The sequence below is a fragment of the Streptomyces sp. NPDC047002 genome, from assembly GCF_040704505.1.
In the GTDB taxonomy this organism is placed as follows: Bacteria; Actinomycetota; Actinomycetes; order Streptomycetales; family Streptomycetaceae; genus Streptomyces.
Genome location: NZ_JBEYWC010000007.1, coordinates 44,800 through 69,920 on the forward strand (window position 1 = coordinate 44,800; position 25,121 = coordinate 69,920).

Annotated in this window: 26 protein-coding genes; 9 read left to right on the forward strand and 17 right to left on the reverse strand. The window is 73.5% G+C overall.

What is annotated here, in order from left to right:
- Positions 1–39 precede the first annotated feature (39 nt).
- The 8 genes from fabG to AB0910_RS09375 form a co-directional block, all read right to left on the reverse strand.
- Entirely contained in the window at positions 40–783 is a 744-nt protein-coding gene (gene fabG / locus AB0910_RS09340; protein ID WP_366743930.1) for a 3-oxoacyl-ACP reductase FabG, read from the reverse strand.
- Entirely contained in the window at positions 773–1,252 is a 480-nt protein-coding gene (locus tag AB0910_RS09345; protein WP_366744104.1) for a MaoC/PaaZ C-terminal domain-containing protein, read from the reverse strand. The genes fabG and AB0910_RS09345 overlap by 11 nt, the downstream gene beginning before the upstream one ends.
- Before the next feature lie 5 nt (positions 1,253–1,257).
- A complete protein-coding gene (locus AB0910_RS09350) occupies positions 1,258–2,316 on the reverse strand; it encodes an MBL fold metallo-hydrolase (protein WP_366743931.1) in 1,059 nt (352 codons plus the stop codon).
- A 3-nt stretch (positions 2,317–2,319) separates the two neighbouring features.
- Positions 2,320–3,510 carry a CoA transferase gene (locus tag AB0910_RS09355; protein WP_366743932.1) on the reverse strand — a complete coding sequence of 397 codons (1,191 nt, stop codon included), beginning with the start codon at positions 3,508–3,510 and terminating at the stop codon, positions 2,320–2,322.
- The gene (locus tag AB0910_RS09360; protein ID WP_366743933.1) at positions 3,507–4,001 is read right to left on the reverse strand and encodes a hypothetical protein; all 495 of its coding nucleotides are present in this window, start codon (positions 3,999–4,001) and stop codon (positions 3,507–3,509) included. The genes AB0910_RS09355 and AB0910_RS09360 overlap by 4 nt, the downstream gene beginning before the upstream one ends.
- Positions 3,998–4,450 (reverse strand): MaoC family dehydratase, encoded by a 453-nt coding sequence (locus tag AB0910_RS09365; RefSeq protein ID WP_366743934.1) that lies wholly within the window; start codon positions 4,448–4,450, stop codon positions 3,998–4,000. Before AB0910_RS09365 ends, AB0910_RS09360 begins: the two co-directional genes overlap by 4 nt.
- A gap of 79 nt (positions 4,451–4,529) precedes the next feature.
- Positions 4,530–5,216: a GntR family transcriptional regulator gene (locus AB0910_RS09370; RefSeq protein ID WP_366743935.1), complete on the reverse strand. Its 687-nt coding sequence runs from the start codon at positions 5,214–5,216 to the stop codon at positions 4,530–4,532.
- A gap of 158 nt (positions 5,217–5,374) precedes the next feature.
- A complete protein-coding gene (locus AB0910_RS09375) occupies positions 5,375–6,793 on the reverse strand; it encodes an MFS transporter (RefSeq protein ID WP_366743936.1) in 1,419 nt (472 codons plus the stop codon).
- Positions 6,794–7,036: 243 nt separating this feature from the next.
- On the opposite strand from AB0910_RS09375, the gene AB0910_RS09380 reads away from it, so the two are divergent.
- The 5 genes from AB0910_RS09380 to AB0910_RS09400 all read left to right on the forward strand — a co-directional run bounded on the left by AB0910_RS09380 (position 7,037) and on the right by AB0910_RS09400 (position 11,727).
- A complete protein-coding gene (locus AB0910_RS09380; protein WP_366743937.1) occupies positions 7,037–7,168 on the forward strand; it encodes a hypothetical protein in 132 nt (43 codons plus the stop codon).
- Positions 7,165–7,914, forward strand: coding sequence for an SDR family oxidoreductase (locus AB0910_RS09385; RefSeq protein ID WP_366743938.1), 750 nt, complete (start codon positions 7,165–7,167; stop codon positions 7,912–7,914). Before AB0910_RS09380 ends, AB0910_RS09385 begins: the two co-directional genes overlap by 4 nt.
- 59 nt (positions 7,915–7,973) lie before the next feature.
- Entirely contained in the window at positions 7,974–8,882 is a 909-nt protein-coding gene (locus AB0910_RS09390; protein WP_366743939.1) for a LysR substrate-binding domain-containing protein, read from the forward strand.
- Positions 8,883–9,024: 142 nt separating this feature from the next.
- Positions 9,025–10,155 carry a zinc-binding dehydrogenase gene (locus tag AB0910_RS09395; protein WP_366743940.1) on the forward strand — a complete coding sequence of 377 codons (1,131 nt, stop codon included), beginning with the start codon at positions 9,025–9,027 and terminating at the stop codon, positions 10,153–10,155.
- Positions 10,156–10,206: 51 nt separating this feature from the next.
- Complete coding sequence (locus tag AB0910_RS09400) at positions 10,207–11,727, forward strand: CoA-acylating methylmalonate-semialdehyde dehydrogenase (RefSeq protein ID WP_366743941.1); 1,521 nt, start codon at positions 10,207–10,209, stop codon at positions 11,725–11,727.
- A 52-nt stretch (positions 11,728–11,779) separates the two neighbouring features.
- Here the strand turns inward: AB0910_RS09400 and AB0910_RS09405 are convergent, their stop codons facing one another.
- From AB0910_RS09405 to AB0910_RS09415, 3 genes are all read right to left on the reverse strand, one after another.
- Positions 11,780–12,451, reverse strand: a complete 672-nt coding sequence (locus AB0910_RS09405; protein ID WP_366743942.1) for a class I SAM-dependent methyltransferase — start codon at positions 12,449–12,451, stop codon at positions 11,780–11,782.
- Positions 12,452–12,500: 49 nt separating this feature from the next.
- Positions 12,501–13,394, reverse strand: a complete 894-nt coding sequence (locus AB0910_RS09410) for an SDR family oxidoreductase (protein WP_366743943.1) — start codon at positions 13,392–13,394, stop codon at positions 12,501–12,503.
- A 72-nt stretch (positions 13,395–13,466) separates the two neighbouring features.
- Positions 13,467–14,996 carry an MFS transporter gene (locus AB0910_RS09415; RefSeq protein ID WP_366743944.1) on the reverse strand — a complete coding sequence of 510 codons (1,530 nt, stop codon included), beginning with the start codon at positions 14,994–14,996 and terminating at the stop codon, positions 13,467–13,469.
- Positions 14,997–15,179: 183 nt separating this feature from the next.
- Here AB0910_RS09415 and AB0910_RS09420 point away from each other — a divergent pair, with 183 nt between their 5' ends.
- Entirely contained in the window at positions 15,180–15,752 is a 573-nt protein-coding gene (locus tag AB0910_RS09420) for a TetR/AcrR family transcriptional regulator (protein ID WP_366743945.1), read from the forward strand.
- 91 nt (positions 15,753–15,843) lie between these two features.
- Here the strand turns inward: AB0910_RS09420 and AB0910_RS09425 are convergent, their stop codons facing one another.
- The 3 genes from AB0910_RS09425 to AB0910_RS09435 form a co-directional block, all read right to left on the reverse strand.
- Complete coding sequence (locus tag AB0910_RS09425) at positions 15,844–17,901, reverse strand: SpoIIE family protein phosphatase (RefSeq protein WP_366743946.1); 2,058 nt, start codon at positions 17,899–17,901, stop codon at positions 15,844–15,846.
- 242 nt (positions 17,902–18,143) lie between these two features.
- Positions 18,144–18,371: a hypothetical protein gene (locus tag AB0910_RS09430; protein WP_366743947.1), complete on the reverse strand. Its 228-nt coding sequence runs from the start codon at positions 18,369–18,371 to the stop codon at positions 18,144–18,146.
- A 242-nt stretch (positions 18,372–18,613) separates the two neighbouring features.
- Positions 18,614–19,540: a helix-turn-helix transcriptional regulator gene (locus AB0910_RS09435; RefSeq protein ID WP_366743948.1), complete on the reverse strand. Its 927-nt coding sequence runs from the start codon at positions 19,538–19,540 to the stop codon at positions 18,614–18,616.
- A gap of 174 nt (positions 19,541–19,714) precedes the next feature.
- Here AB0910_RS09435 and AB0910_RS09440 point away from each other — a divergent pair, with 174 nt between their 5' ends.
- Positions 19,715–20,554: an SDR family NAD(P)-dependent oxidoreductase gene (locus AB0910_RS09440; protein ID WP_366743949.1), complete on the forward strand. Its 840-nt coding sequence runs from the start codon at positions 19,715–19,717 to the stop codon at positions 20,552–20,554.
- Between the two features lie 66 nt (positions 20,555–20,620).
- Here the strand turns inward: AB0910_RS09440 and AB0910_RS09445 are convergent, their stop codons facing one another.
- A complete protein-coding gene (locus AB0910_RS09445) occupies positions 20,621–21,151 on the reverse strand; it encodes an isochorismatase family cysteine hydrolase (RefSeq protein ID WP_366743950.1) in 531 nt (176 codons plus the stop codon).
- Positions 21,069–21,647: a TetR/AcrR family transcriptional regulator gene (locus AB0910_RS09450; protein WP_366743951.1), complete on the reverse strand. Its 579-nt coding sequence runs from the start codon at positions 21,645–21,647 to the stop codon at positions 21,069–21,071. The genes AB0910_RS09445 and AB0910_RS09450 overlap by 83 nt, the downstream gene beginning before the upstream one ends.
- Positions 21,648–21,750: 103 nt before the next feature.
- On the opposite strand from AB0910_RS09450, the gene AB0910_RS09455 reads away from it, so the two are divergent.
- Positions 21,751–22,614, forward strand: coding sequence for an SDR family oxidoreductase (locus tag AB0910_RS09455; protein ID WP_366743952.1), 864 nt, complete (start codon positions 21,751–21,753; stop codon positions 22,612–22,614).
- On the opposite strand, the gene AB0910_RS09460 is transcribed toward AB0910_RS09455, so the two are convergent.
- Positions 22,524–24,089 (reverse strand): MFS transporter, encoded by a 1,566-nt coding sequence (locus tag AB0910_RS09460; protein ID WP_366743953.1) that lies wholly within the window; start codon positions 24,087–24,089, stop codon positions 22,524–22,526. The genes AB0910_RS09455 and AB0910_RS09460 overlap by 91 nt on opposite strands.
- A gap of 112 nt (positions 24,090–24,201) precedes the next feature.
- Here AB0910_RS09460 and AB0910_RS09465 point away from each other — a divergent pair, with 112 nt between their 5' ends.
- Positions 24,202–25,023: an SDR family NAD(P)-dependent oxidoreductase gene (locus AB0910_RS09465; RefSeq protein WP_366743954.1), complete on the forward strand. Its 822-nt coding sequence runs from the start codon at positions 24,202–24,204 to the stop codon at positions 25,021–25,023.
- Positions 25,024–25,121 lie beyond the last annotated feature (98 nt).

Genomic DNA, 25,121 nt, shown 5'->3' on the forward strand with positions numbered 1-25,121 from the left:
GGTCTGCTGTGCGAGGAGGGGCGCCCGCGGGTGCCCCTCCTACATGTGGCGTCCGCCGGTGACCTCGACGACCGTCCCCGTGATGTACGAGGAGAGGTCGCTGGCGAGGAACAGCGCGGCGTCCGCGACGTTCCCGATCTCGCCGATCCGGCCGAGCGGCACGTCCTTGACCCGCTCGGCGAGCACCTCGGGCGGCATCGCGGCGGTCATCGCGGTGTCGACGAGCCCCGGCTGCACGGCGTTGACGCGGACGCCGTAGCGCGCGGCCTCCTTGGCCGCCGCCTTGGTCAGGCCGACGACGCCGGCCTTCGCCGCGCTGTAGTTGGTCTGGCCGGGGTTGCCCACCTTGCCCGAGATGGACGACATGTTGACGACGGAGCCACGCGTGCCGGCCGCCCGCATCGCCGCGCAGGCCGCGCGGGTGCCGAGCCAGGCGCCGAGCACATGGACGTGCAGCACCGAGACGAAGTCGTCGACGCTCATCTTCCGCATCACCGCGTCGCGGGTGAAGCCCGCGTTGTTCACGTACACGTCGAGGCCCCCGAAGGCCGAGACGGCCGCGTCCACCGCGCCCGTGACCGACGCCTCGTCCGTGACGTCGCAGCGCACGCCCGCCGCGGGCACGCCCTCGGCCGCGAGCTCGGCGGCGGCACGCCCGGCCGCCGCGCCGTCGATGTCGGCGACGACGATCCGCGCGCCCTCGCGGCCGAAGCGCGCCGCGATGCCCCGGCCGATCCCGGTGGCTGCGCCGGTGATCACCGCCGTACGTCCCTCAAGCAGCATCGCCGGCCTCCTCACGCGCACCGGCGGAGGCCGGCTCGCGGCACAGGATCAGCACGGTGATCACGCCGTCCTGCACCACGGCGCCGTGCTGGTTGACCAGCTTCAGCCGCCGCCGTACGACCCCCGACGTGCCCTTGCTCGTCAGCCGGGTGGACTCGATGGTGAGTTCCAGGTGGATCGTGTCGTTGATGAGGATCGGCCCGGCGAACCGCCAGTCCTCGATGGCGAGCATCGCGCCCATCGACTCCTTGAAGAGGCCGAGGCTGTCGAGGAGCCCCGTGGCCATCGAGAGCCCGAGGACGCCGTGCGCGACGCGCTCGCCGAACATGCCGTCCTTGGTCGCCTCGCGGTCCAGGTGGATCGGGTTGAAGTCCCCGCTCAGCCCGGCGAAGTTGACCACGTCGGACTCCGTCACGGTCCTGCCCTTGCTCACGAACGTCTGGCCCTCGACCAGATCCTCGAAGAACATGCTGGTCACGTCCGGTGTTCCTTTCGATCGTCCCGCGGGCCGACGGCCGTCGGCGTGCTCGTCCAGAGCCGCGGTGTGCTTGTCGTGCCGGTCACCAGGCCGGCGTCCCGGGCGTCCAGCAGGTAGGCGAGCGCCTCGCCCGTGGCGGCCAGCCTCGCGTTGCCGTTCAGTTCCTCCCAGCGCTGCCGCCTGCGCATCCGCCGCGCGACCTCCCACGCCGTCGTGGGCTCCGCGGCCAGGGAGACCACCTCGGCGCGCTTGCGGTCCCGGAAGCCCGCGAGCTCCTCGGCGCGCGCGGCGAGATCCGTGAAGGGCTCACCGTGGCCGGGCAGCACCGTGCCCGCGCCGGTCGCCAGGAGCTTCGCCATGCTCCGCCAGTACGAGGCGACGGGGCGCGGCACGGAGGGCGGCCGCGCCACGGCGTTGCCGCGCCGCCGCCGAAAGACGTGGTCCCCGGCGAAGACCAGACCGCGCCGCCGCTCCACGAAGCAGAGGTGGCCCGGGGTGTGGCCGGGCGTCTCGACCACGTCGAGGCGCCGGCCGCCGACCCGTACGGTGTCGCCGTCGCCCGCGCACCGCACCCGCGGCAGCGCGTACAGCCGTGCGCCGAGGGCGCGCTGCTGGTCGAAGGCGTACGCCCGGGTGCCGGCGTCGGCGCCCACCGCGTCCAGCCAGTCGCCGAGCTCCGCGCCGTACCCGCCCTGCTCGGCCCCGGTCCTGCGGCGCAGCACCGCGTGGTCGCGCGCGCTCATCACGACCTCGCCCCCGCCCTGCTCCTGGAGCCACCCGGCGGCGCCCGAGTGGTCCTCGTGGTGGTGGGTGACGAGGACGTGGCCGACGGCGGACGGGCTGGTGCCGGTCGCGGCGATCCGGTCGGCGAACGCGCCGATGACGTCCGGCGTGCCCCACGGGGTGTCGACGACGGCGGCCCGGCCGCCGTCGGTGATCAGATACGAGTTGAGCGAGCCCGTGCTGTGCCCCGGCAGCGGGGTGCGCAGCAGCCACAGCCCGGGGGCCAGCTCTCTGACGTCCTCGGCTGCGCCCCGCGGCGGTACGTGTGCCACCGCTCAGATCACGCCCGCGGTGCCGAGGTCGGTGAGCTCCTCCTCGGTGAGGCCCAGTTCGCCGAGGACCTCGCGGGTGTGCTCGCCCAGCGCGGGCACACCCCTGCGCACGTCGAGCGGAGTGTCCGAGTAGTGCAGCGGGGTGGCGACCACCCTGGCGCGCCCGCCGTCGCCGCGCGGCACGTCGAGGAAGGCGCCGAGCTCGGCGAGCTGCTCGTCGGCGGCGACCTCGTCGAGGGTGTTGAGCCCCGCGCAGGACACACCCTTGGCTTCGAGTCCTGCCAGACACTCGGCCGTCGTCTTCTCCGCCGTGATGGCGGAGAACGTCGCCACCAGCTCCTCGGTGTTGCGGTAGCGGTCGCCGAGGGTGGCGAAGCGCGGGTCGTCGGCGACCTCGGGCCTGCCGAGGCCCTCGCAGCACCGGCGCCACATCGACTCGTTGGCCGTCGAGATGACGACCCAGCCGTCGCTGGTGCGGAACGCCTGGTTGGGGATGCCGAGCCGGTTCGCGGTGCCGAGCGGCTTCGGCACGATCCCCTTCAGCCAGTAGTCGGCGAAGAAGTAGTTCATGATGCTGACCTGGCTCTCCAGCATCGAGGTGCGCACGTGCTGCCCCTGCCCGGTGCGCTCGCGGTGGGCGACGGCGCCCAGGATGCCGATGGCCGCGTAGAGCCCGGCGGAGAAGTCGGCGACGGCGGTGCCGCAGCGCACCGGGTCGCCGCCCGGCTCGCCGGTGAAGCTCATCAGCCCGCTGTACGCCTGGACCACCAGGTCGTTGGCCGCCTTGGTCGCCAGCGGCCCGGTGTGGCCGAAGCCGTTCATCGAGCAGTAGATCAGCGAGGGCTTCTCGCGCGAGAGCGACGCGTAGTCGAGGCCCCAGCGCTCCATCAGCCCGAGCCGGAAGTTCTGCACCACGACGTCGGCGGAGAGGATCAGCCGCCGCACGACCTCGATGCCGCGCTCGGAGGAGAGGTCGATGGCGACGCTGCGCTTGTTGCGGTTCAGCGCGAGGAAGGCGCCGCCCATGTCGTCCTCGTCGGTGGCCTGCCCGTACCGCCGGGCCGCGTCGCCGCCGGGGCGCTCGATCTTGATGACCTCCGCGCCCATGTCGCCGAGGGTCTGCGTGGTGAGGGGGCCCGCGAAGATATGGGTGAAGTCGACGACGCGCAGGCCTTCGAGCAGCCGGCCGGTCATGCCGCGCCGCCCGCGCCGTGCGCCTGCCCGTCCGCGGCCCGCACCGGCTCGCTGCCGGGCGAGTAGTTGAGCAGCGCGGTGTCCTGGTAGGTGATGACGAGGTCGCCGGTCTCCGTCTCGCGCACCTCGATCTCCATGTCGAGGTAGACCCTGCCCTTCTTCTCGTATCGCCTGGCCACCACGCCCGAGCAGGTCAGGCTCGCGCCGACCGGCGTCAGCTTGTGCTGCTTCGTGCGGAACTCGTAGTGGATACGGGCGTGGGGGCCGGGGCCGCCCGGGCAGTTCTCCTTGATCAGCCTGATCTTGTCGATGTGCGCGAGCGGGGGAGGCACCAGCTGCCCGTCGAAGCCGGGCAGGGCGCGGTGGAACTCCTCGGCGCTCTCGCCCACGCCGTGGCAGTACTCGCGCACGACGAACGGCGTCATCACATAGGTGACGGGCCTGAGTTCGTCACCGACCTCCAGGTCGCTGACATAGCGTCCGACCGTCATGCGGGCACCTCCTCCTGGGACGCCGGCACCGATGCGGTGCCGACGGTGACCTTCTGACCCGACTCCGTCTCCACCCACAGCTCCAGGGTGCGGCGGCCCTCCTCGACGCCCGTGACGACCGCGTGGGCCTGGAGCACGTCGTCCTCGTAGACGGGGCGGATGAACTTCGTCGCCAGCTCGCCGCCTCGCAGGTAGGCCACCCCGAAGTGCCGGTAGAGCAGGCTGGAGAGGTAGTTGGTCGACAGCATGCCGTCCGCGATGATGCCGGGCAGCCCCTGCGCCCTGGCGTACTCGGCGTCGGTGTGGATGGTCGGCTCGGCGACGATGAACGCGCCGCTCTGCGAGGCGGCCGTCTCCAGCGCGTCGCAGTACCAGCGCATCCGCTCCCTGGTCATCATCAGCGGGCGGGAGCTGAGGTGCGCGCCCACCGCGAGGTCCGAAGCAGTCATGGTCCCCTTCATTTCAGATCAAGTATCTTTGATATTTAGTGTAGGCGTAAAAAACGGCCGTGTTCAACCGCCTCCCCGTCTACTCCGTGCCCGCCCAGAAGCCGACGGCCTCCAGGTGCCGTACGGCCTGCTCGCCGGTGTGGACGAAGTGCTTGGCCAGCGCCTCTGCCGCGGCCCTGCCCTCGCCCTCGCGGATGTGCGTGACGATCTGCTCGTGCTCCGCGAAGGTCTGCTCCCTGAACTCCCACTCCGTGCTGGACGCGAAGAAGTTCGACGGCATGTTGTTCGCCAGGATGCGCAGGACGGAGACGAGCCTGCGCGAGCCGCCCGCACGGTTGATCGTCTTGTGGAACGCGTAGTTGAGCTCGTCGTGCTGCGCGGGCTCCGAGCTGGCCCGCATCTGCTGCATCAGCGTGGTCAGCCGCTCCACCACCTCGGCGGGCCGCTGCTCGGCCACCCGCTCGGCCGCGATCCCCGAGAGCAGCCCGTACATCCTGAAGTGGTCGAGGATGTCCTCGGGTTCGAGGGCCGCGACGAAGGCGCCCCTGCGCACCACGTTGGTCACCATGCCCTCGGCCTCCAGGGTGATCAGCGCCTCCCTGATCGGGAGCCTGCTCACTTCGAGGGCCGCTGCGATGCCGTCCTGGTCGAGCCGCTCCCCGGCCCGCACCTTCCCGGAGAAGATCAGGTCGCGGATGTAGTTGGCCGCCTCCTGCTTGAGGCTGAGCCGCCTGCGCCGGGTACGGCTCGGGTCGACGTCGGTCATGGGGGGCTTCCGGTCACCTTCTGGTGCGAGAGACTTCTGCTGGCCGCCTGCCCGCCGTCGCGGCGGGCCGGTGGTGGAACAGCTTAGACGTTCCCGGTCCTGGCGTACGTGGAGCCGTCGGGGGCGGTGCCCGGCCGCCGGGGCGGCCGGGCGCGCCCTCACGGACCCGCCGTCCCGCGCCCGGCCCGCGCCGGGTCCGCGGCGCGGCCGGGCGCCGGGGCCTCCTGGGCGTACTCGTCGGCGATCTCCTCAAGGAGCTTGCCCTTGGTCTCGGGCGCCATGAAGACGGAGAGGACGACGGCGGCCACGCCGACGGCGACGAACATCCACAGCGAGTGCTGGAGCCCCAGGGACTCGATCATGTGCGGGAAGACCAGGACGCCGAGCACGGCGCCGATCCGCCCCGCCGCCACCGAGACCCCGACGCCCGCGCCGCGCAGCGGCGTCGGGAACAGCTCGCCCGGGTAGAGCAGGATCATCACGCCCGGACCGATGTTCGCGGAGAACAGGCCCGCGGCGAAGATCAGCACCACGACGGCGAACGGCGGGCTCGCGACCAGCGCCAGGATCGTCAGCAGCACCGCCTGGCAGGCGAGCCCGAGGATCACCAGCGGGCGCCGCCCCCACCGGTCGATCAGCAGGGAGCCGGCGAAGATGCCGAGCATGCCCACGGCCGAGACGCACGCGGAGCCCACCGAGGCGAGCTTGTCCGAGCTGCCGGTGATACCGGAGAGCACCGTGGGCGTGTAGAGCTGGATGCCGTAGAAGACCACGTCGAAGAGGAAGAAGAAGGCGCACACGAAGACGGTGGCCCGCAGGTACTGCCGGGACAGCAGGCTCGCCCGCGCCGACGGCTTCGCGCCGCCGGCCGCCGAGGGATCCGCGCCGCCCTCGTCGGCCGCCTCGATCCGCGGCGCGCTGCCGACCAGGCCGCCGAGCACCTCGGCCGCCTCGCCTGTGCGGCCCTGGGAGGTCAGCCAGCGCGGCGACTCGGGCACCGACTGCCGCATCAGCGCGACGATCAGCGCGAGCAGCGCGCCGAACAGCAGCATCCAGCGCCAGGAGCTGTCGCCGAGGCCGCCGAAGACGATGCCCATCAGATAGGCCACCATCGCGCCCGCGCTGTAGAAGGACGACATGTAGGCCAGGTGCCGGCCGCGGCTGTGGGTCGCGGAGAACTCGCTGGTCAGCGAGGTGGAGATGGGATAGTCCGCGCCGACGGCGATGCCCAGCAGGAAGCGGAAGGCGATCAGCTCCGCGGGGTTCTGCGAGAGCGCGGCGAGACCGGCGAAGACGATGAAGAGGATGAGGTCGAACGCGTAGACCTTGCGCCGGCCGATCTTGTCGGTGAGGCGGCCGAGCACGACCGCGCCCACGAACATGCCGATCAGCGCGGAGGAGCTGGTCAGCCCGACGACCCAGCCGGAGATGTGCCACTGCTTCTCCAGCAGCGGCAGCGCGACGGCGATGACGGTGAGGTCGAACCCGTCGAGGAACATCCCGGCGGACGAGAGGGCGGTGACCTTTCGCCTGAACCGGGTCAGCTCCTGGTTGTCCAGTGATTCTGAGAGTGTCATCTGTTCCGTTCCTCAGGGGTTCGGTCGGCTCTTGACAGGGTGCCGACTGCGACCGGCAGTCCGGCGCTCTCTTCTGGGGGGCCCGCGGTGGGGCGGCCGCACGGGGTGCGGCCCGTCGGACGCTCGCCCTGCTGTCCGGTGGTGCACGTCACGCTAGAACTGGTGATATCAATAATCAAGTATTAGATCTGCGGTGCTCGGATGTACAGGGTCCGCGCGGCGCAGCGGAGGAGAGGGAGAGCCATGCCGAGCACATCGAGCACACTGAGCACATCGAGCACATCGAGCACACTGAGCACACCGGGCGCGCTGAACGCACCGGGCACACCGGGGCAGGCGCGGGCGCACCGCGCCGGGAAGGCGGGGCAGCGGTGATCGGGCAGCCGGAGGCACTCGCGGGCAGGACGGCCGTCGTCACCGGCGGCGCCTCGGGGATCGGCGCGCGCACGGTGGAGGTGCTGCGGGCGCTCGGCGCGCGCGTCGTCGCCGTCGACAAGAGCTTCGGCCCGGCGGAGGGCGGCGACGCCGAGCACTGCGACCTCGGCGACGTCGCGGAGATCCGCGCCTGCGCCGACCGGATCGGCCGCCGCACCGGACACATCGACATCCTGGTCAACTGCGCGGGCATCGTGGGTCCGGAGGCGAGCGTCGCCGACATCGCGGAGGACGCCTGGGACCTGGTGCAGGCCGTCAACCTCAAGGCGGTCGTCTTCATGTCGCAGGCGGTGATCCCGTACATGACCGGCGGCGGCGCCCGGGGCGGCAACATCGTCAACGTCTCCTCTGCCTCGGCGCACCGCGCCACCGCGCGCTCCGTCGCCTACGCCAGCTCCAAGGCGGCGGTCGAGTCGGTGACACGCGTCCTCGCGGGCGAGCTCGCGCCGCACGGCGTCAACGTCAACGCCGTCGCGCCGGGCGTGACGGCGACCGCGATCTTCGGCGAGGCGCAGGACTCCGACGAGGACCGCGCGCGGCGCGCCTCGCAGGGCGCCACCGGCAACCTGTTCAACCGGTTCGCGCAGCCGGACGACATCGCGCAGGTGATCGCGTTCCTCTGCCTGCCGGAGAGCCGGCAGATCACCGCCCAGACCGTGCACGCGTCCGCCGGCTCCATCGTCTGACGGGCCCGGCAGGACCGCGGGGAGCGCCGCGGGGCCGGCCGCCTCGCACAATGAGTCACGTGACCGCACACGACGACGTCTCCACCGACGACCTGCGCCTCCTCCTCGCCCTCGCCCGCACCGGCAGGCTGGTGGCGGCGGCCGCCGTCGTCGGGATCGACCACACCACCGTGCGCCGCAGGCTGCGCAGGCTGGAGTCGGGCCTCGGCGTCACACTGATCGAGCACGGCCACGACGGCTGGGTCCTCACCGAGGTCGGCCGGGCCGTCGTGGAGCGCTCACGGCGGCTCGAGGACATCGTCAAGGACGTGCGCGCCGCGATCCGCGGCGACGGCGAGATTGTGCGCGGCACCGTCCGCATCGCCGCCCCCGACGGCTTCGGCTCGACCCTGGCAGCCGCCGCGATCGCCGATGTGGTGCGCGAGCACCCCGGCATCGCGGTCGAGCTGGTGACCTCGACGCGGCCGCTGAGCCCGCGCGCCGCCGGCTACGACCTGTCGGTCAGCATCGGCGAGCCCCGGCAGGGCTGGCTCGCCTCCGAGCTCCTCACCCGCTACGAGCTCGGCCTCTACGCCACCCGCGACTACCTGAGCGGGCACGGCCCGCTCACCGGCACGGCCGACCTCGCGCGCCACCGCCTGGTGTTCTACGTCGAGTCCCACCTCGCCGTCGCCGAGCTCGACCTGGCCCGCAGCTTCGCGGGCACGGGCGTGGGCCTCGCCTGCACCAGCGTGCTGGCCCAGCTCGCCGCGACCCGGGCGGGCGCGGGGCTGGGGCTGCTGCCCGCCTTCCTCGCCGAGCCGGAGCCCGACCTGGTGCGCGTGCTGCCCGACGAGGTGCGCTTCGTCCTCGCGTACTCGCTGAGCCTGCGCAGGGACAGCCCGGCCCCCGACGCCGTCGGGCTCGTCAGGGCCGCCCTGCACCGCCGGGTGGCGCGCCACCGGGACGAGCTGCTGCCCCTGGGCTGACCGGCCCGCCGCCGTGCCCGCGGGGGACCCGGTGTGCAGGTGTGTGCGAAAACGCAGATCCGGTGTGCTCGATCAGTACTTGTCCGCCCGCTCCCGCCGGGCGCAGGCTGGGCGCTGATCGCCCCCTCACCGTGGAGGACCCGTGTCCGCTGTTGCCCTGCCGAGCGAGATGAAGGCGGCCGTCCTCGCGGCCGACGCGCCGGAGCTGGAGATCCTGCGGATTCCGGTGCCGCGGCCGCGCGCGGGGGAGGCCCTGGTCAAGGTGCGCTCCTGCGGCGTCTGCCACACCGACCTGCACGTCATCAAGGGCGAGGTCGGCTTCCCGCGCCCCGCGGTGCTCGGCCACGAGATCAGCGGCAGCGTCGTGGCGCTCGGCGACGGGGGCGAGGGGGCGGGCGGCCTGCGCGTCGGCGACGAGGTCGTGGGCGCGTTCATCATGCCGTGCACCGCCTGCGCGTCCTGCGCGAAGGGCCGCGACGACCTGTGCGAGAACTTCTTCGCCCAGAACCGGCTGCACGGCACCCTCTACGACGGCGAGAGCAGGCTCTCGATGCCGGACGGCTCCTTCCTCGCCATGTACTCCATGGGCGGGCTCGCCGAGTACGCGGTCGTGCCGCTGGCCGCCCTGACCGTGCTCGCCCCCGGCCTCGACCCCGACTCCGCGGCCATCCTCGGCTGCGCCGCCTTCACCGCGTACGGCGCCGTCCACCGCGCAGGCCGGGTCGCGCCGGGCGACGCGGTCGCGGTGGTCGCGGTCGGCGGGGTCGGCTCCGGGGTGGTGCAGCTGGCCAGGGCCGCGGGCGCCGACCCGGTGATCGCCGTCGACGTCGCCGACGACAAGCTGGCCGCCGCCCGCCGGATGGGCGCCACCCACACCGTCAACTCCCGCACCACCGACGCCCGTGCGGCGGTCCGGGAGATCTGCGGCGGCGTCGACGTCGCCTTCGAGGCGCTCGGCCACCCCGGCACCTTCAGCCAGGCGGTCGAACTCCTCGGCGACGGCGGCCGGATGGTCGCCATCGGCATCGCTGCGGGCAGCGCCAGGGCCGAGATCGAGATCACGCCCCTGGTCAGGCGCGGCTACACCGTCACGGGCTCCTTCGGCGCGCGGACCCGCGAGGACCTGCCCGCCGTGGTGGAGGCAGCGGCCCGCGGCGGCTTCGACGCGGCAGGACTCGTGACCCGCCGCTACTGCCTTGACGAGGCGGACGAGGCGTACCGGGCGCTCGCCCGCGGCGAGATCACCGGCCGCGCCGTCGTCGTCATGGACTGACCGCGCCCCCGCCACCACCCCGCCCCCCGACCCGCAAGCGAAAGGCCAGCCATGTCCGAGTCCGCCACCGCAGCGGCGCCGCCCGCGCGCATCCCGCACTGGATCGACGGCTCGCCGTCCGCCCCCGAGGGCTCCCGCCTCGGGCCCGTCTACGACCCCGCGCTCGGGGTGCGGACCGCCTCGGTCGTGCTCGCGGGCGCCGGCGACGTGGAGCGCGCCGTCGCGGCGGCGGCCCGCGCCTTCCCCGCCTGGAGCGCCCTGTCGATGGCCCGCAGGCAGGCCATACTCTTCCGCTTCCGCGAGCTGCTCAACGCGCGCAAGGACGAGCTGGCCGAGGTCGTCACCGCCCAGCACGGCAAGGTGCTCTCCGACGCGCTCGGCGAGATCTCCCGCGGCCAGGAGGTGCTCGAATTCGCCCTCGGCTTCCCGGAGATACTCAAGGGAGCGTTCTCGCGCAACGTGTCGAGCGGCGTCGACGTGCACTCCTTCCGCGAGCCGCTCGGTGTGACCGCGATCGTCAGCCCCTTCAACTTCCCCGCCATGGTGCCGATGTGGTTCTTCCCCGTGGCGCTCGCCGCGGGGAACACCGTCGTGCTCAAGCCGAGCGAGAAAGACCCGTCGGCCGCGCTGTGGCTCGCCACCCTGCTCGCCGAGGCGGGCCTGCCCGACGGCGTGTTCAACGTGGTGCAGGGCGACAAGGAGGCCGTGGACGCGCTGCTCGAACACCCGGGCGTCGCCTCCGTCTCCTTCGTCGGCTCCACCCCCATCGCCGCCTCCCTCTACGAGCGCGCGGCCCGCGCGGGCAAGCGCGTCCAGGCGCTCGGCGGCGCCAAGAACCACATGCTCGTCCTCCCCGACGCCGACCTCGACCTGGTCGCGGACGCCGCGGTCAACGCGGGCTTCGGCTCGGCGGGCGAGCGGTGCATGGCGGTGTCCGTGGTGGTCGCGGTGGAGCCGGGCGCCGACGCCCTCGTCGAGGCGATCACCGCGCGCATGGCGAAGCTGCGCACCGGGGACGGCAGGCGCGGCTGCGACATGGGCCCGCTGGTCACGCGGGAGCACCGCGACAAGGTCGCCTCGTACATCGACCTCGCGCAGCGGGACGGCGCCTCGGTCGTCGTGGACGGCAGGAGCGTCGAGCCCGATGGCGCCCCCGAGGGCTTCTGGCTCGGCCCCACGCTCATCGACCGCGTGCCGGTCACCTCGAAGGTCTACACCGAGGAGATCTTCGGCCCGGTGCTCTCGATCGTGCGGGTCGGCTCGTACGAGGACGGCGTCGCCCTGATCAACTCGGGCGCCTTCGGCAACGGCACCGCGGTCTTCACCAACGACGGCGGGGCCGCCCGGCGCTTCCAGAGCGAGGTGCAGGCCGGGATGGTCGGCGTCAACGTCCCCATCCCCGTGCCGGTCGCCTACCACTCCTTCGGCGGCTGGAAGGCGTCCGCGTTCGGCGACACCAAGGCGTACGGCACCCAGGGGTTCCACTTCTTCACCCGGGAGAAGGCCGTCACCACCCGCTGGCTCGACCCGAGCCACGGCGGCATCGACCTCGGCTTCCCGCGCAGCGAGTGAGCGGCGCGCGGGGTCCCGGCGCCGTGCGGCACCGGGACCCCGCGCGTGCGGGTCAGAGGCGGCAGCTGATCTCCATGCCGTCCTCCACGGGGAACGTGACGCTGTGGTAGCCGTTCGCGTCGTCGCGCACGTACTCCAGGTAGGGGCCGAGGTCCGGCAGGACGACGTCGTCGGCGACGACCAGGGTGCCGGGCGCGATGCGCGGTTCGAGGAGCCGCAGGACCGGCAGGCACAGGTCCTTCCAGCCGTCGAGGAAGAGGAAGCCGACCGGGCCGTCCAGCGCGGCTAGCGTCTCCAGTGCGTCGCCCTCCAGCAGGGTGACCGCCTCGTCGAGACCGGTCTCGGCGAAGGTGCGCCGGGCGGCCGCCGCCTTGGTGCGGCTCATCTCGGTGGTGACGACGCGGCCCGTGCCGTTGTCGCGTACGGCGGCGGCCAGGTGCAGCGTGGAGATGCCGTACGAGGTGCCGAACTCGACGACCGTCTCGGGCCTGGCCGCACGGACCAGGTTGTACAGGAGCCGGCCGCCGTCGGCGGAGACCGGCATGTAGATCTCCTGTGCGGCGTCGGCGAGTTGCTGCGCCGTCAGGGCGGCGAGCGCGGACGGCTCGGCGGGCAGCCGCGACACGGTCTGCTCGTCGCGGGCCGCGGCGTCGAACAGGCCGGCCAGGGCGGTGGCGACCCGCGGGTCTGCCAGGGTGTGGGAATACGTGGGCGTCGCGGACACTGTGGACTCCTCGGAAGTCGCTTGCTGCGGTGGTGGGTTACGGAAGGGCTCAGCCCGGGTAGGCGCCGGTCCTGATGTCCGTGAGCAGCGCGGGGCCGGTGGGCTCCCAGGACAGGAGCCGCCTGGTCGCGGCGCTCGACGCGGTCATGGTCGAGGCGAAGAAGCCGCCGACGAAACCGAAGTGGCCCCCGGCGTCCCCGGGTTCGACGGAGGCCACGGGCAGCCCGAGGGCCTCGCCGATCGCCTCGGCGATGGCCAGGGTCGGCACGGCCTCCTCGGCGACGGCGTGCAGGCGCGTCCCCGCGGGTGCGTGCTCCATGCCGAGCCGCACGAGGCGTGCCGCGTCGGCGCGGTGCACCGCCGACCAGGCGGCCGAGCCGTCGCCGACATAGCCGGAGACCCCGCGCTCGCGGGCGGCGGCGGTGAGGAAGTTGACGAACCCCCAGTCGCCGCGGCCGTGCACGCTCGGCGCGAACCGGGTGATCACCGTGCGCACGCCTTTCGCGGCGTAGTCGAGCGCGAGGTTCTCGCTGCCGCCCCTGTCGGATCCGGGACCCACGGCGGGGGACGGGTCGTCCTCGGTCGCGGGCCTGCCTTCTGCGATGCCGGAGAGCGGGGCCGCCACCACGAACGGGCGGCCGGTGCCGATCAGTTCGTCGCCGAGCGCCCCGACGGCCGCGCGCTCGGAGCGGTCGGACTCTGCGGGGTCGCCCCAGTCGTGCTTGTTGGCCAGGTGGATGACGGCGTCGGCGGCGGCCGCGCCGCGGCGCAGCGAGCCGAGGTCGTCCAGGTCGCCGCGGAGCGCGGCCGCCCCCTTGGACGTGAGGGCCTCCTCGGCCGCGTCGGACCGCGCGAGGCCGGTGGGCTCGTGGCCCGCGGACAGGAGCTCGTCGACGACGGCTGAGCCGATCCAGCCGGTGGCTCCGGTGACGAACACACGCATGAGCGTGACCTCCTTCGCCCCCAACGGGGCTTTGTAGTAATGGAGTTGGTCTTTCCGTCGGGCAGCCCCCGGTCACGGACCGGCGGGCCGCCCGGGGGAGGCGGGCTCCGGCCCCTGGTCCGGGGCGCCCCCGCGGGCGCGCAGCAGGCCGGCGACCACGAGCGCTCCCGCGACGAGCACGACGAGGGCGGCGGCGCGCAGCGCGGTGTCGGCGCCCTGGGTGAAGGCGCCGGTGACGGCGGTGCGGTCGGCGGGGACCAGTGCGAGCGCCTCGCCCACGGTCCTGGGGGCCTGCCCGTGCGCGGTCAGGGCGGCCGGCAGGTGCCGGGTGAAGCCCGCCGTCAGTACGGTGCCGACGACGGCGACCCCGAGTGCGCTGCCCAACTCGCGGGTGGCGGACTGGAGTCCGCCCGCGATCCCGGCGCGCTCCACGGGCAGCGCGGAGGCGATGCGCGCGGTCAGGCAGGGCGCGGCCAGCATGATGCCGAGCCCGATGACGACCAGGCCCGCCGCGTACACCGGGTAGCCGGCGCCCGAGGAGTACGAGAGCGCGAACAGCCCGGCGCCGGTGAGGGCGAAGGCGGTGCTGAGGGTGGCGGGGACCCCGAAGCGGCGGATCAGCCCCGGCACGTACCGGGTGCCGAGCAGCAGCGGCACGGTCAGCGGCACGATGCCGAGCCCGGTCTCCAGCACGGAGAAGCCGCGGCCGTACTGGAGGAGCGAGGCGTTGACGTAGAACAGCCCGAAGTTGCCGAAGAAGGTGACCGCCATGCCGAGGCAGGCGCTGCCGAGCGCCGCGTCGCGCAGCAGCCGCGGGTCAAGCACCGGGTGGGCGACGCGCAGTTCGACCAGGGTCCAGCACACGCCGAGCAGCGCGGCGCAGCCGAAGGCGCCGAGGACGACGGCGCTGAGCCAGCCGTGCTCGGGCCCCTCGATGATGCCGGTCAGCAGCGCCACGACGGCCGCGACGAACAGCAGCGTGCCGGGTATGTCGAGGGTGCGGTCGTGGCGCGCGGTGCGCGGGGCCGAGCGCGCCGCCCACCCCAGGCAGCACACCGCGACGAGCGCGGCGGCGAGGAACAGCGTGTGCCAGGAGCCCCTGGTCAAGGCGGCGCCGCCGCCGACGTTGCCGACGACCCCGCCGATGCCGGAGGCGGCCGCCCAGACGGCCAGCGCGTGCGGGCGGCGCTCCGGCGCGGTGGCGTGCAGGAGGATGCCGACGCAGTGGGGCAGGACGCAGGCGGCGCCGATGCCGGTGACGGCCCGCCCGGCCAGCATCACCGCCACGTCCGGCGCGGCCGCGGAGACGAGGGCGCCCGCGGCGAAGACCCCGAGCCCGGTCAGGAGGGTCCCCTTGCGGCCGAACCTGTCGCCTGCCGCGCCCGCGGGGATGACCAGGCAGGCGAAGACCACGACATAGGCGTCGACGATCCACAGCAGGCCGGACGACGTCGGGTGCAGGGAGCTCGCGGCCAGCTTCGGCACCGCCAGGTTGATGGCCGCGACGAAGCCGACCACCAGCGCGGTGCACACGCTCGTACAGGCGAGCACAGGGCCGGACCTCTGCGCCGGGCGCGCGGGGCTCTCCAGGGTGGCAGCCATGGCTCTCGTCTCCTCGTGGGCGGGGTGCGGTGCGGGGGCGCGGCGTGCGCGCCGTCCCCTTCGGGTTTCGGGCACGGCGGGTCGGCGCCTCTTCCGGCGCGGCGGGGCCGCAGCTTTCCGAGTCACCGTGCACCGTAAAGGTACCACGGATGCGAGACACCGTGCCTCGTTTAAAGTGGACCCATGAGGGATGGAAGCGGCCGCGGACGGCCCCGCAGCGAGAGCGCACGCACAGCCGTGCTGCACGCCGTCGACGACCTGCTGGTCGAGGTCGGGTACGCGGCGCTGACGATGAAGGGCATCGCCGAGCGCGCGGGCGTGGGCCGCCAGACCGTGTACCGCTGGTGGTCGAACAAGGCCGAGGTGCTGTACGAGGCCAGCGTCACGGACGCGCGCGAGGAGCTCTCCGTACCCCGCAGCGGCGACCCGCGCACCGACCTCACGGCGTACCTCGACGCCCTCGTCGCCTTCCTCGCCCGCTCCCACGCGGGCGCCGCCTACCGCGCCCTCGTCGGCGAGGCCCAGCACGACGCGGACGTCGCCGCCCTGCTCGCGTCCGGCGACCCCCTCAGGCAGAGCGCGGCCGAGGTGGTCGAGCCCCTGCGCTCGGCCGCCGCCACCGCCCTCACCTCCGACCAGGCGAACGCCCTCCTGATCGGCCCGGCCTTCTTCCACGTCCTCTCGGGCCGCGACGCGGCCACCCTCGACACCGGGGCCCTCGCGGAGCAGTTCCTCGGGGCGCTGCGCCGGCCCTGACCCGGAGGGACGGGTCCGGTCACGGATACGGGCACGCGGGCGGGGGCCGCGGCCGCTGCCGTGCGCCGGGCGCGGTGCGCCGGTGCCGCCGCTACGGCTGTGGCGGCGGCTCGGCCACGCGGAACGCGATGAGCGCGATGTCGTCGCCCGCGTCCTCCGCGTCCTCGACGCCGCCTGCGGGCGGCAGCAGCGCGGTCACGAGGTCGGCGAGCGACCGGTCCGTGCGGCGCAGTCCCGTGGCGCGCTCGGCGAGCAGCCGCATGCCCGCCGAGATGTCGGTGCCCGGCGTCTCCACCAGGCCGTCCGTGTAGAACAGCAGGGTGTCGCCGGGCCCGAGGCCGTGGCGGAAGTCCGTGCGCTCCACGTCGGGCGCGACGCACAGCGGCGGGTCGGGGCCGAGACGGCCGTGCAGATAGCGCGGCGGCCCCGCGGCCGGGACGAGCAGCGGCGGCGGATGGCCCGCGTTGGACAGCGTCACGTCCCAGCGGCCCGCGCGCACCGGCCGGAGCACGGCGTGCAGCGCCGTGATGAGCGCGGCCGTGCTGACGCCCTGGGTGACGTGGTCGAGCCGGCTGAGCGCGCGGGCGGGCCCGGCCGCGCCGTCCGAGTAGGCGAACGCCCGCAGCATGCTGCTCGCCTTCGTCATCTCCGTCGCCGCGGCCAGGTCGTGGCCCGCGACGTCGCCGATGGAGAGGGTGACGGTGCCGTCGGGCAGCGCCACCGCGTCGTACCAGTCGCCGCCGATCTCCGCCGTCGTGCTCGCGGGCTCGTACACGGCGGCCAGCTCGGCGCCCGCCACCCGCGGCGGTGTGATCAGGAACGAGCGCTGGAGCACGAGGGCCGTGTCGCGGACGCTCTGCAGCTCCAGGGTGCGCCGCAGCGGGTCCTGCACACTGCGCAGGACCTCTTCGAGCATGCCGAGCTCGGACTCGGCGGGCGGCGGGTTGTCGCAGCAGGTCGCGGCCGAGGCCAGCGCCACGGTCCGGTCGTCGATGACGATGGGCACGATGGCCAGGCTGGTGGCCCGCGCCTCGGTCAGCCAGTCGGCGGAGGGCCCCGACACCAGGTCCTTCGGCGGCTGGCCCGGCGGGAAGGCCAGCAGCTTCGTCCTGCCCTCGGCGATCACCTTCCGCGACATGGCGCCGAGCGCGAAGTCGTCCGTCAGCGGCGGCAGCGGCGGCACGCCGGGGGCGAGCGCCCGCCGCCCCCTGGTGGCGTACAGGACGTCGCGGCCCGCGCCCGGGTCCTGGTGCCGTCCCGGGCGCCGCAGCTGGAAGACGACGAAGGCGTCGACGAGGTCGGGCACCACGGCCGCCGCGGTGGCGGCGAACGCCTCCTGCAGGTCACGGGCCGAGGCGACCGCGGAGGCGCGTTCGAGCAGCCGGTCCCTCGTCCGTACGCGCCACTGGTCCTCCGCGTCCGTCACGGTGCCGACCCACTCGCACACCTCGCCGCCGTCGAGGACCGGCACGGCGACGATCTGCACATGGCGGTAGCGCACCGGCTCCCCGGCCCTGCGCACCCGCACCACCGTGTCGAGCGGTGCCTCACCCCTGGCCGTCGCGGCCCACCGCGCACCGAAGGCGGCACGGTCCTTCGGGTGCACGGCGTCCCTCCACGAGAGGCCGCCGCCCGGGTGCCAGAGGCCGCCCGCGGCCTCGCCGAGCCTGCCGACCAGCGCGGACACCTCGCCGTCCCGGTCCATCCGCCACACGACCTGCGGCACCGCGGAGAGCAGCGCCTCGTACCGCGCCAGGTCGGCTTCGCGCTCCGCCGTGCCCCGCGGCCGCGCGTCCGCCGCGGCCGCGGGCCCCTCGGGGACCCTGGCTCCGAGCAGCAGGACCGAAGCGCCGTGCCGGGAGACCACCGGCACGCAGTTCACCACCCACCAGCGGTGCCCGTACGAGCCGTCGCCCGCGTTCCCCGCCGCGTCGACCAGGGGCGAGGATCGCTCGGTGCCCGCCAGGTCGAGGGCCCGCAGGACAGGACGCAGCCTGGGACCGCTCAGGGCGACGCCCGCCTCCTGCCCCGGACGCCAGAAACCGAAGAGCTCCCTGAAGGCCCCGTTGTGCTGCACCAGGCGATGGCCGGGGCCCGTGACCAGCGCGGCAGCGACGGCGGCGTCCTCCAGACCCTCGATCTCGAACATCCAACCGCCCTTCCGGCCCGTCGGTCAGCACATACCGATGATCCTCCGGGTCGGGGGAGCGGGCACGCGCTGCACCGTGCGGACCGCCGGGCGCGAGGGGCCGGCGGCTCAGTGTTCCGCGAGCCTCCTGCCTCCCTGGCGTGCGGTGTCCTTGGCCGTCTCGTACCCCTCGGCCGCGATGTCCTTCAGCGACTCCATGCCCGGCGTGGTGGCGGCGAGGCTCAGCTCGCGCTTGACCAGGGTCAGGTCCGCACCCCAGACGTCGCGGACGGTGCGCTCCAGGTAGGCGGTGGAGTGGTCCCACCCCTCGCGCGGCTCCCGGGGCCGTACCCGCCGCCGAGCGTCGTCACGAGCACGGTCGGCTGGTCCTTCAGCAGCGGGTCGGTGGGGCCCGCACCCGCGATGGCCAGGTCGACCCAGGCCTTGAAGTGCAGGGAGACGCCGTAGTTGCAGAAGGGGACCGCCAGCACGGCGGCGTCGGCGCCGCGCAGCTCGTCGGCGAGGGCGGCGGCCGGCCCCCGCCGCCTGCCGCCGGCCCTCGGTGCGCTCGCTCTCCTGGGTGAACCCGGCGGTCGTCGCCGGCGCCCAGGCGTCGGCGGGCAGGGGCTCGGTGGGCGAGGGCGACAGCTTCAACCGCAGGGGCAAGCCCGTCCACCCCGTCGTGCGGCTTCGACCGCGCACGGGCCGGGCGCCCCCTGCTGGGGCGTCGGCCTCAGCGGGTGCGACCGGCACGCCCGTGCCCGCTCTCCCGCGTGCCGCCCTCCTCGCCGCGTGCCTGGCCGGGGCGCGGTCCCGTGGCGTCCGTCGCGTCCCAGCTGAGCAGGAGCCGGAGGTTCTCGTCGGAGGCGGAGCCGCGCGGGGCGGTGTAGATGGTGAGGGTCTGGCCCTCCCCGCCGGGGACGTCGAAGGTCTCGTAACCGAGCTCCAGCACGCCCACGGCCTCGTGGAAGATCCGTTTCGCCCCGTTGGTGTGCTCGGCGAGCCCGTAGTCCGCCCACCATCTGGCGAAGTCCGGCGAGGCGACGGAGAGTTCACCGACGAGCCGTTCGAGTTCCGGGTCCTGGAAGCGCGGGTCGTGGGCGTGCCGCAGCGCGGCCACGGTCGTGCGGGCGACCTGGTCCCACTCCGGGTAGCGGGTACGGGCCACCGGGTCGGTGAACAGCCAGCGGACGATGTTGCGTTCCCGTGCGGGCATGGCGTCGAAGTCCGTCAGCAGCACCCTCCCCGCGCGGTTGACGGCGAGGATGTCCATGCGACGGCTCTGGATCATCGCGGGCAGCGGGTCGAGCCGGTCGACGAGCTCGGCGAGGGCCGGCCGGGCGACCAGGCGCTCCGGCGGCCGGGAGCGCACCTTCGTGGTGTGGGTCTCGACCAGCGCGCGCAGGTGCTGCCGCTCCAGCGGATCGAGTCGCAGGGCGTCCTCGATCGCGGAGAGCACCTGGTGGGAGACCTTGCCGATCCGGCCCTGCTCCAGGCGCGCGTAGTAGTCCACGCTCACCCCCGCGAGCGCGGCCACCTCCTCGCGCCGCAGCCCCGTGCGCCGCCGCGGCGTCGACGAGGCGGGCAGCCCGACCGCGGCCGGGTCGAGCCGGGCCCGTCGCGAGGTGAGGAAGTCGCGGAGGTTGCCGTCCGTGCTCATCCGCCCATTGTCCCGCCGAACGGGCCGGGGGGCGGAGCGGTAACGCGCACTGCGAGTACCCGGTGTCCCCGGGCGCGCTGAAGCGGCCGTACGGGCGCCCGCCGGTGGTGTGATCGGGAGGACGGGCGTCGCCGCGACGTACCGCAGTGGGAGTGAGAGAGGGAGGCAGGGGCCATGGCCAAGACCTGGCTGATCACCGGCGCCAACCGGGGCTTCGGATACGAGATCGCGAAGACCGCGCTCGACGCGGGCGACCGCGTCGTGGCGACGGCCCGCAGGCCCGAGCAGGCGGAGGCGGCCCTCGCGGGACACGGCGAGCGCCTGTTGTGCGTACGCCTCGACGTGGACGAGGCCGCGTCGGCTGAGGCGGCGGTCGCCGCGGCGCAGGAGCGCTTCGGGGGCATCGACGTGCTCGTCAACAACGCCGGCTACGGACAGCTCGGGGTGTTCGAGGAGCTGTCGGCCGAGTCGATCGAGCGGCAGTTCAGGACCAATGTGTTCGGTGTGTTCCACGTGACACGCGCGGTGCTCCCGGTCATGCGGGCCCAGCGCTCCGGGCACGTCATCACCGTCTCGTCGCTCTCCGGCATCGTCGGCATCGACGGCTCCACCGTCTACGGGGCCACCAAGTTCGCGGTCACCGGGTGGTCGGAGGGGCTGAGCCGTGAGGTACGCCGGTTCGGCATCCACGCCACCGTGGTGCATCCGGGGATGTTCCGTACGGACTTCCTCGACCCGAGCTCCGTACGCCACGGCGACCACGAGATCGACGACTACCGCGGGTACCGCGAGACGCAGGGCGCGTACCTCACGGAGAGCAACCACACCCAGCTGGGCGACCCGGCCGCGTTCGGGCCCGCGATCGTACGGCTCGCGAACATGTCCGAGCCGCCCGTCAGGTGGGCTGCCGGCAGCGACGCGATCGACTCGTTCCAGCGCCGCGCACGCGAACTGGCGGACAGCGCGCTTGAGTTCGAGGAGCTCTCCCGGTCGAGCGACATCACGGGCGGCTGAGCGGGAGAAACGGAGAAGACGGGGTGTCGGTGTGCGGCACTCCGCCCGGTCGCGGTCGCCCGCCGCTCAGCCCTGCTGCCGCTCGGCCGCCGCGTACGCTGCGGCCTCGGAGTCGGCCACACCGAGGATGTCGGCGTGCAGGGGCAGGACCGACCCGAGCAGGGACGTGTGGAGGTCCTGGTCGGCGTCGGCGCAGGCGTCGCCGATGACCAGCAGGCGGTAGTCGCGGTCGGCGCCGTCGAGCACCGTGGACAGGACCACACCGCTGGTGTAGATGCCCGCGAGGACGAGGGTGTCGATGCCCCGCTCGCGCAGGAACGGGTCGAGCGAGGTGGTGCTGAAGGCGCTGATGCGCGTCTTGACGACCGTGTGCGGCTCGCCTGACGAGCGCAGTGTGTCGTGGATGGCGCTGCCGGGTTCGTCCGCGCCGAGGGCCCGGGCCTCGGCGAGCGGTGCGAACGCCTTGTTGGAGGGGTGACACCGGCGTACGGCGGCGATTGTGCCGCGCCCGCGGTCAGTTCGCGGCGGTGCGCCCGGTGAGCGCGTCCAGCAGCAGGTCCACCAGCCTGCGCGCCTGCTCCCTGGTCCCGTACTCACCCGCCGACTGGGCGACGCATCCCACCAGGAGCAGGACGTCGTCGGGGGTGACGTCGTCGCGCAGGGTGCCGTCCTCGGCTCCGGCCCGCAGGAGCGATCCGACGGCGCCCGACAGCAGCGCGCGGCTGTCGGCGTAGGGGTCGCCGCCGGAGGCGATCACCGTGTTGAGGGCGGCCGACATGCCGCTCTTGGCCCTGGCGTAGTCGAGGAAGTGGTCCATCCACGCGTGGAGCGCCTCGGCACCGGTGTGCCGGGCGAGGAGCTCGACGGCCTTCTCGCAGACCCGGGTGAGCTGCTGCCGGTAGGCGGCGTCGATCAGGGCCTCCCGGGTCGCGAAATGCCGGTAGAGCGTGCCGACACCGACCCCCGCCTGCTTGGCGATGGCGGCGGGCGCGGTGTCGAGGCCCTGCTCGGCGAAGACCCGGGCCGCGACCTCCAGCAGCCGCGTCCGGTTCTCCACCGCGTCGCTCCTGGTCCTGCGGGGCGTGGGCGGCATGCGGGATCCTTCGGTGGCCGACGGCTGTTGCTTTCCGGAATGCATTCCGCTTGACTGGTAAGCGGAATAGATTCCGGATATACCTTAGTCCAAGGAGACCTCCATGCCCACCGCACCGAGGGCCTGCGCCGACAAGCCCGTGCGCCGCTGGTTCATCACCGGGGCATCGAGCGGCCTGGGCCGCGCGCTCACCGCGTACGCACTCGACCGTGGCGACCACGTCACGGCGACGGTCCGGCGTCCCGCCGCCCTCGACGGGCTGCGCGACAGCCACGGCGACCGGCTGACCGTCGAACTCCTCGACGTCACCCACCCCGGGCAGGTCGAGGAGGTGATCGCCAGGACGCTCGCGGCGGGACCCGTCGACATCGTCGTCAACAACGCCGGCTACGCCGTGATGGGGGCCGCGGAGGAGATGACCGTCGAGCAGGTGCGCCACCAGCTCGAAACCCTCCTCGTCGCCCCCCTGCTCATCACCAGGTCGTTCCTCGCGCCGATGCGCGAACAGGGCGGCGGCCGCGTCATCCAGATCTCCAGCCTCGGCGGGCAGGCGGCCCTCGCCGCCTCCAGCGCCTACCACGCGGCCAAGTGGGGGCTCGAAGGCTACAGCGAGAGCGTCAGCCACGAGGTGGCCGGCTTCGGTATCCATCTCACCGTCGTGCAACCCGGCGCCACCCGCACCGGCTTCGGCTCGGCCGTCCGCTACACGGACGAGACCGCCGCCTACCGCGACACCCCCGTGGGGGAGATGCGCCGCTGGGTGGCGACGGCCGACGACAGTGTGTTCACCGGCGATCCCGCCAAGCTGGCCGCCGCGATCTACGAGACCACCCGACAGGCCGTGCCGCCACTGCGCCTCACCCTGGGCGCCGACGCCTACGAGGCCGTCCACGAGGCCCTCACTGGACGCATCGCCGCCCTCGAAGCCCAGCAGTCCGTGGCGGCATCCGTGGGGTTCGCCGACTGATCCGCGCCCCGGGGCGTGGACGGAGCGGCCTCCGGGGGGAGCGCTTCGGTGGCAGCGGTGGCAGCGGTGGCGCGGTGTGTCGCCCGGGTGCCTCCGGGGCCCCGGCCGCGCAGGGAGCGGTCGCAGACGGTCATGAGAACGGTGATCACACCGACTGCGACGAGCAGGAGCGCGATGGTGTGCAGGCCGCCGTCGTCGACACGGTTCCTGAAGACGATGCCGGTGGTGGTGGACGAGGCGATGGAGCCGACGTAGGTGAACGTCCGCAGCAGGCCGGAGGCCGTGCCGACCTGGTCCTGGCCCGCTTGCAGGTAGAGGGAGGTCTGGCTCGCGGAGTTGCCCGCCCCGAGCGTGACACCGAACACGAAGGCGACGGCGACGACCAGGAGCAGCGGAGTGGTGGAGGTGAGGAAGCAGATCCCGGCAGCGCCGACCGTCAGCGCGGCCCCGGCGGCGATCAGCGGGCCGCGGACGCTGCCCCGCTTCGCGACCAGGGTCGAGAGGATGCCCGCCACCCCTCCCATCGGGACCATGAGCAGACCGGCGCGGTCGGCCGAGACGCCCCGGGCGGCCTCCATCCACTGGGGGAGGCAGTAGAGGACGGCATAGGCGCCCAGCATGGTCAGGCCGTTCCTCAGGTACGTGCGGGTCAGCGCGCCGTTCGAGACGAGCTGCCTGACGTCGAGGAACGGCGTGGCCGTACGCCTCTCCCACACCACGAGCACGGCCCCCACCAGGAGCGCCGCGGCGAGCGCCGGTGCGTCGAAGCGCGGCAGGGCCAGGAGGAAGAACAGCAGGCAGGTCATGGCGAAACTGAAACCGGCGATGCCCGCGAGGTCGATGCGCCCGAGCAGTTCGCGCGCGCCCCCGCGGCGCCCCGAGGGGGTGTCGCGCGGAAGCCGGAGCGCCGCGAGGACGAAGGCCACGACCGTAAACGGCACGTTGACCAGGAAGGTGGAGCGCCAGCCGAGCCCGCCCACCAGCAGCCCGCCCACGGTCGGTCCGATGGCGATGAAGGCCAGTCCGACGACCGAGAGGCCCGCGAGGACCGCGCCAGGGGGCTTCGACACGCCCGCCTCGGCGGCGCGCCGGCGTACGAGCACCATGGCGCACGGGTATCCGGCGGAGGTCCCGATGCCGATGACGCCGCGTGCGACGGCCAGCGACACCAGATCGTGGCTGAAGCCGCCGATGAGCGCGCCGACGAGGACGAGCACGATCCCGGTGAGGAAGACCTTGCGGGGCCCGAGCTCCTCGGCGAGCCTGCCCGCCGTGGGCTGGGCGACCGCGCACGCGAGGTAGAGGGCGGACACCAGCACCGTCGTACGTCCGGTGGACACCCCGAGGGCGTGGGCGATCGGGACGAGGGCGGTGGCGATGAGGGTGCTGTTGACGGGGTTGAGGGCCGATCCGAGCAGGAGCGGTGTCACGAACTGCCAGGAGAAGGGCCGCTGCCGCGGTGCGGTGGTGGACAAGAGAGGCGCTCCTCGCTGTGTGATCGCGGCCGAGGTGCTCCCCCCTGAGGGGAGCCTTGGCACCTTCTAATATATCACTGGATTATCCAGCGCTAAAATAAATTCTCAGGGTGTGACCACGCGGTCCTGCTCCGCCGAGGGCGCGCCGCCGCTCTCGACTCCGACCGGCCCGCCACGTCCTGACGCGGGGTCAGGCACCGTCGCCGACCACGGCGGCCACCGCGTCGAACTGCTCGGCCAGTGCCCGGTCGAGGCGTACGGCGACGCCGTGCTGCCGCTGGCCCTCGACGTCACCAGGCACGACGACGTCTTCGCCGCGGTGGAGCGCGGAAGCGAGCACTTCGGCGGGCTCGACGTCGTCCTCACCGCCGCGGGCTACGGGCTGTTCGGTGCGGTGGAGGAAGTCTCCGAGCAGGAGGCGCGCCACAACATGGAGGCCAATCTCTTCGGCACGCTCGCCGTCGTGCAGGCCGCTCTGCCCATCCTGCGCGCGCAGGGACACGGGCACTTCCTGCTCGTCTCCAGCATGGGCGGGATCGTCGCGGGGCCGATGTTCTTCCAGCCGACCAAGTGGGCCGTCGAAGCACTGGGGGAGTCGCTCTCCGCGGAGGTCGCGCCCTTCGGCCTCCGTGTCACGCTGATCGAGCCAGGCGCCTACCGTACGACGTTCTTCACCGACGCCTCGACGCGCAGGGCCGCGCCGATCCCGGCCTACGACCCGGCCCGCCGCGCCCTCGCCGAGCTGAGCGCGGGCCTGCCCCTCGGCGACCCGTCCGCCACGCCGCCCGCCCTCTTCGCGGCCCTCGAAGCGGAACGGCCCCCGCTGCGCCTCGTCCTGGGCTCGCAGTCCCTGCCCCTGTTCCGGCGGACCTACGCGGAGCGGCTCGCGGAATGGGACGCCTGGGCCGCCGTCTCGGACGCCGCCCAGGGCTGACCGCGGGTCCGTCCCGGGTGCGTTCTGCGCGCAGGACGACGAGGTCGGGCTCGTGCACGGTCTTGTCGACGTCGAGCACCAGACGGCGGACGGGCTTG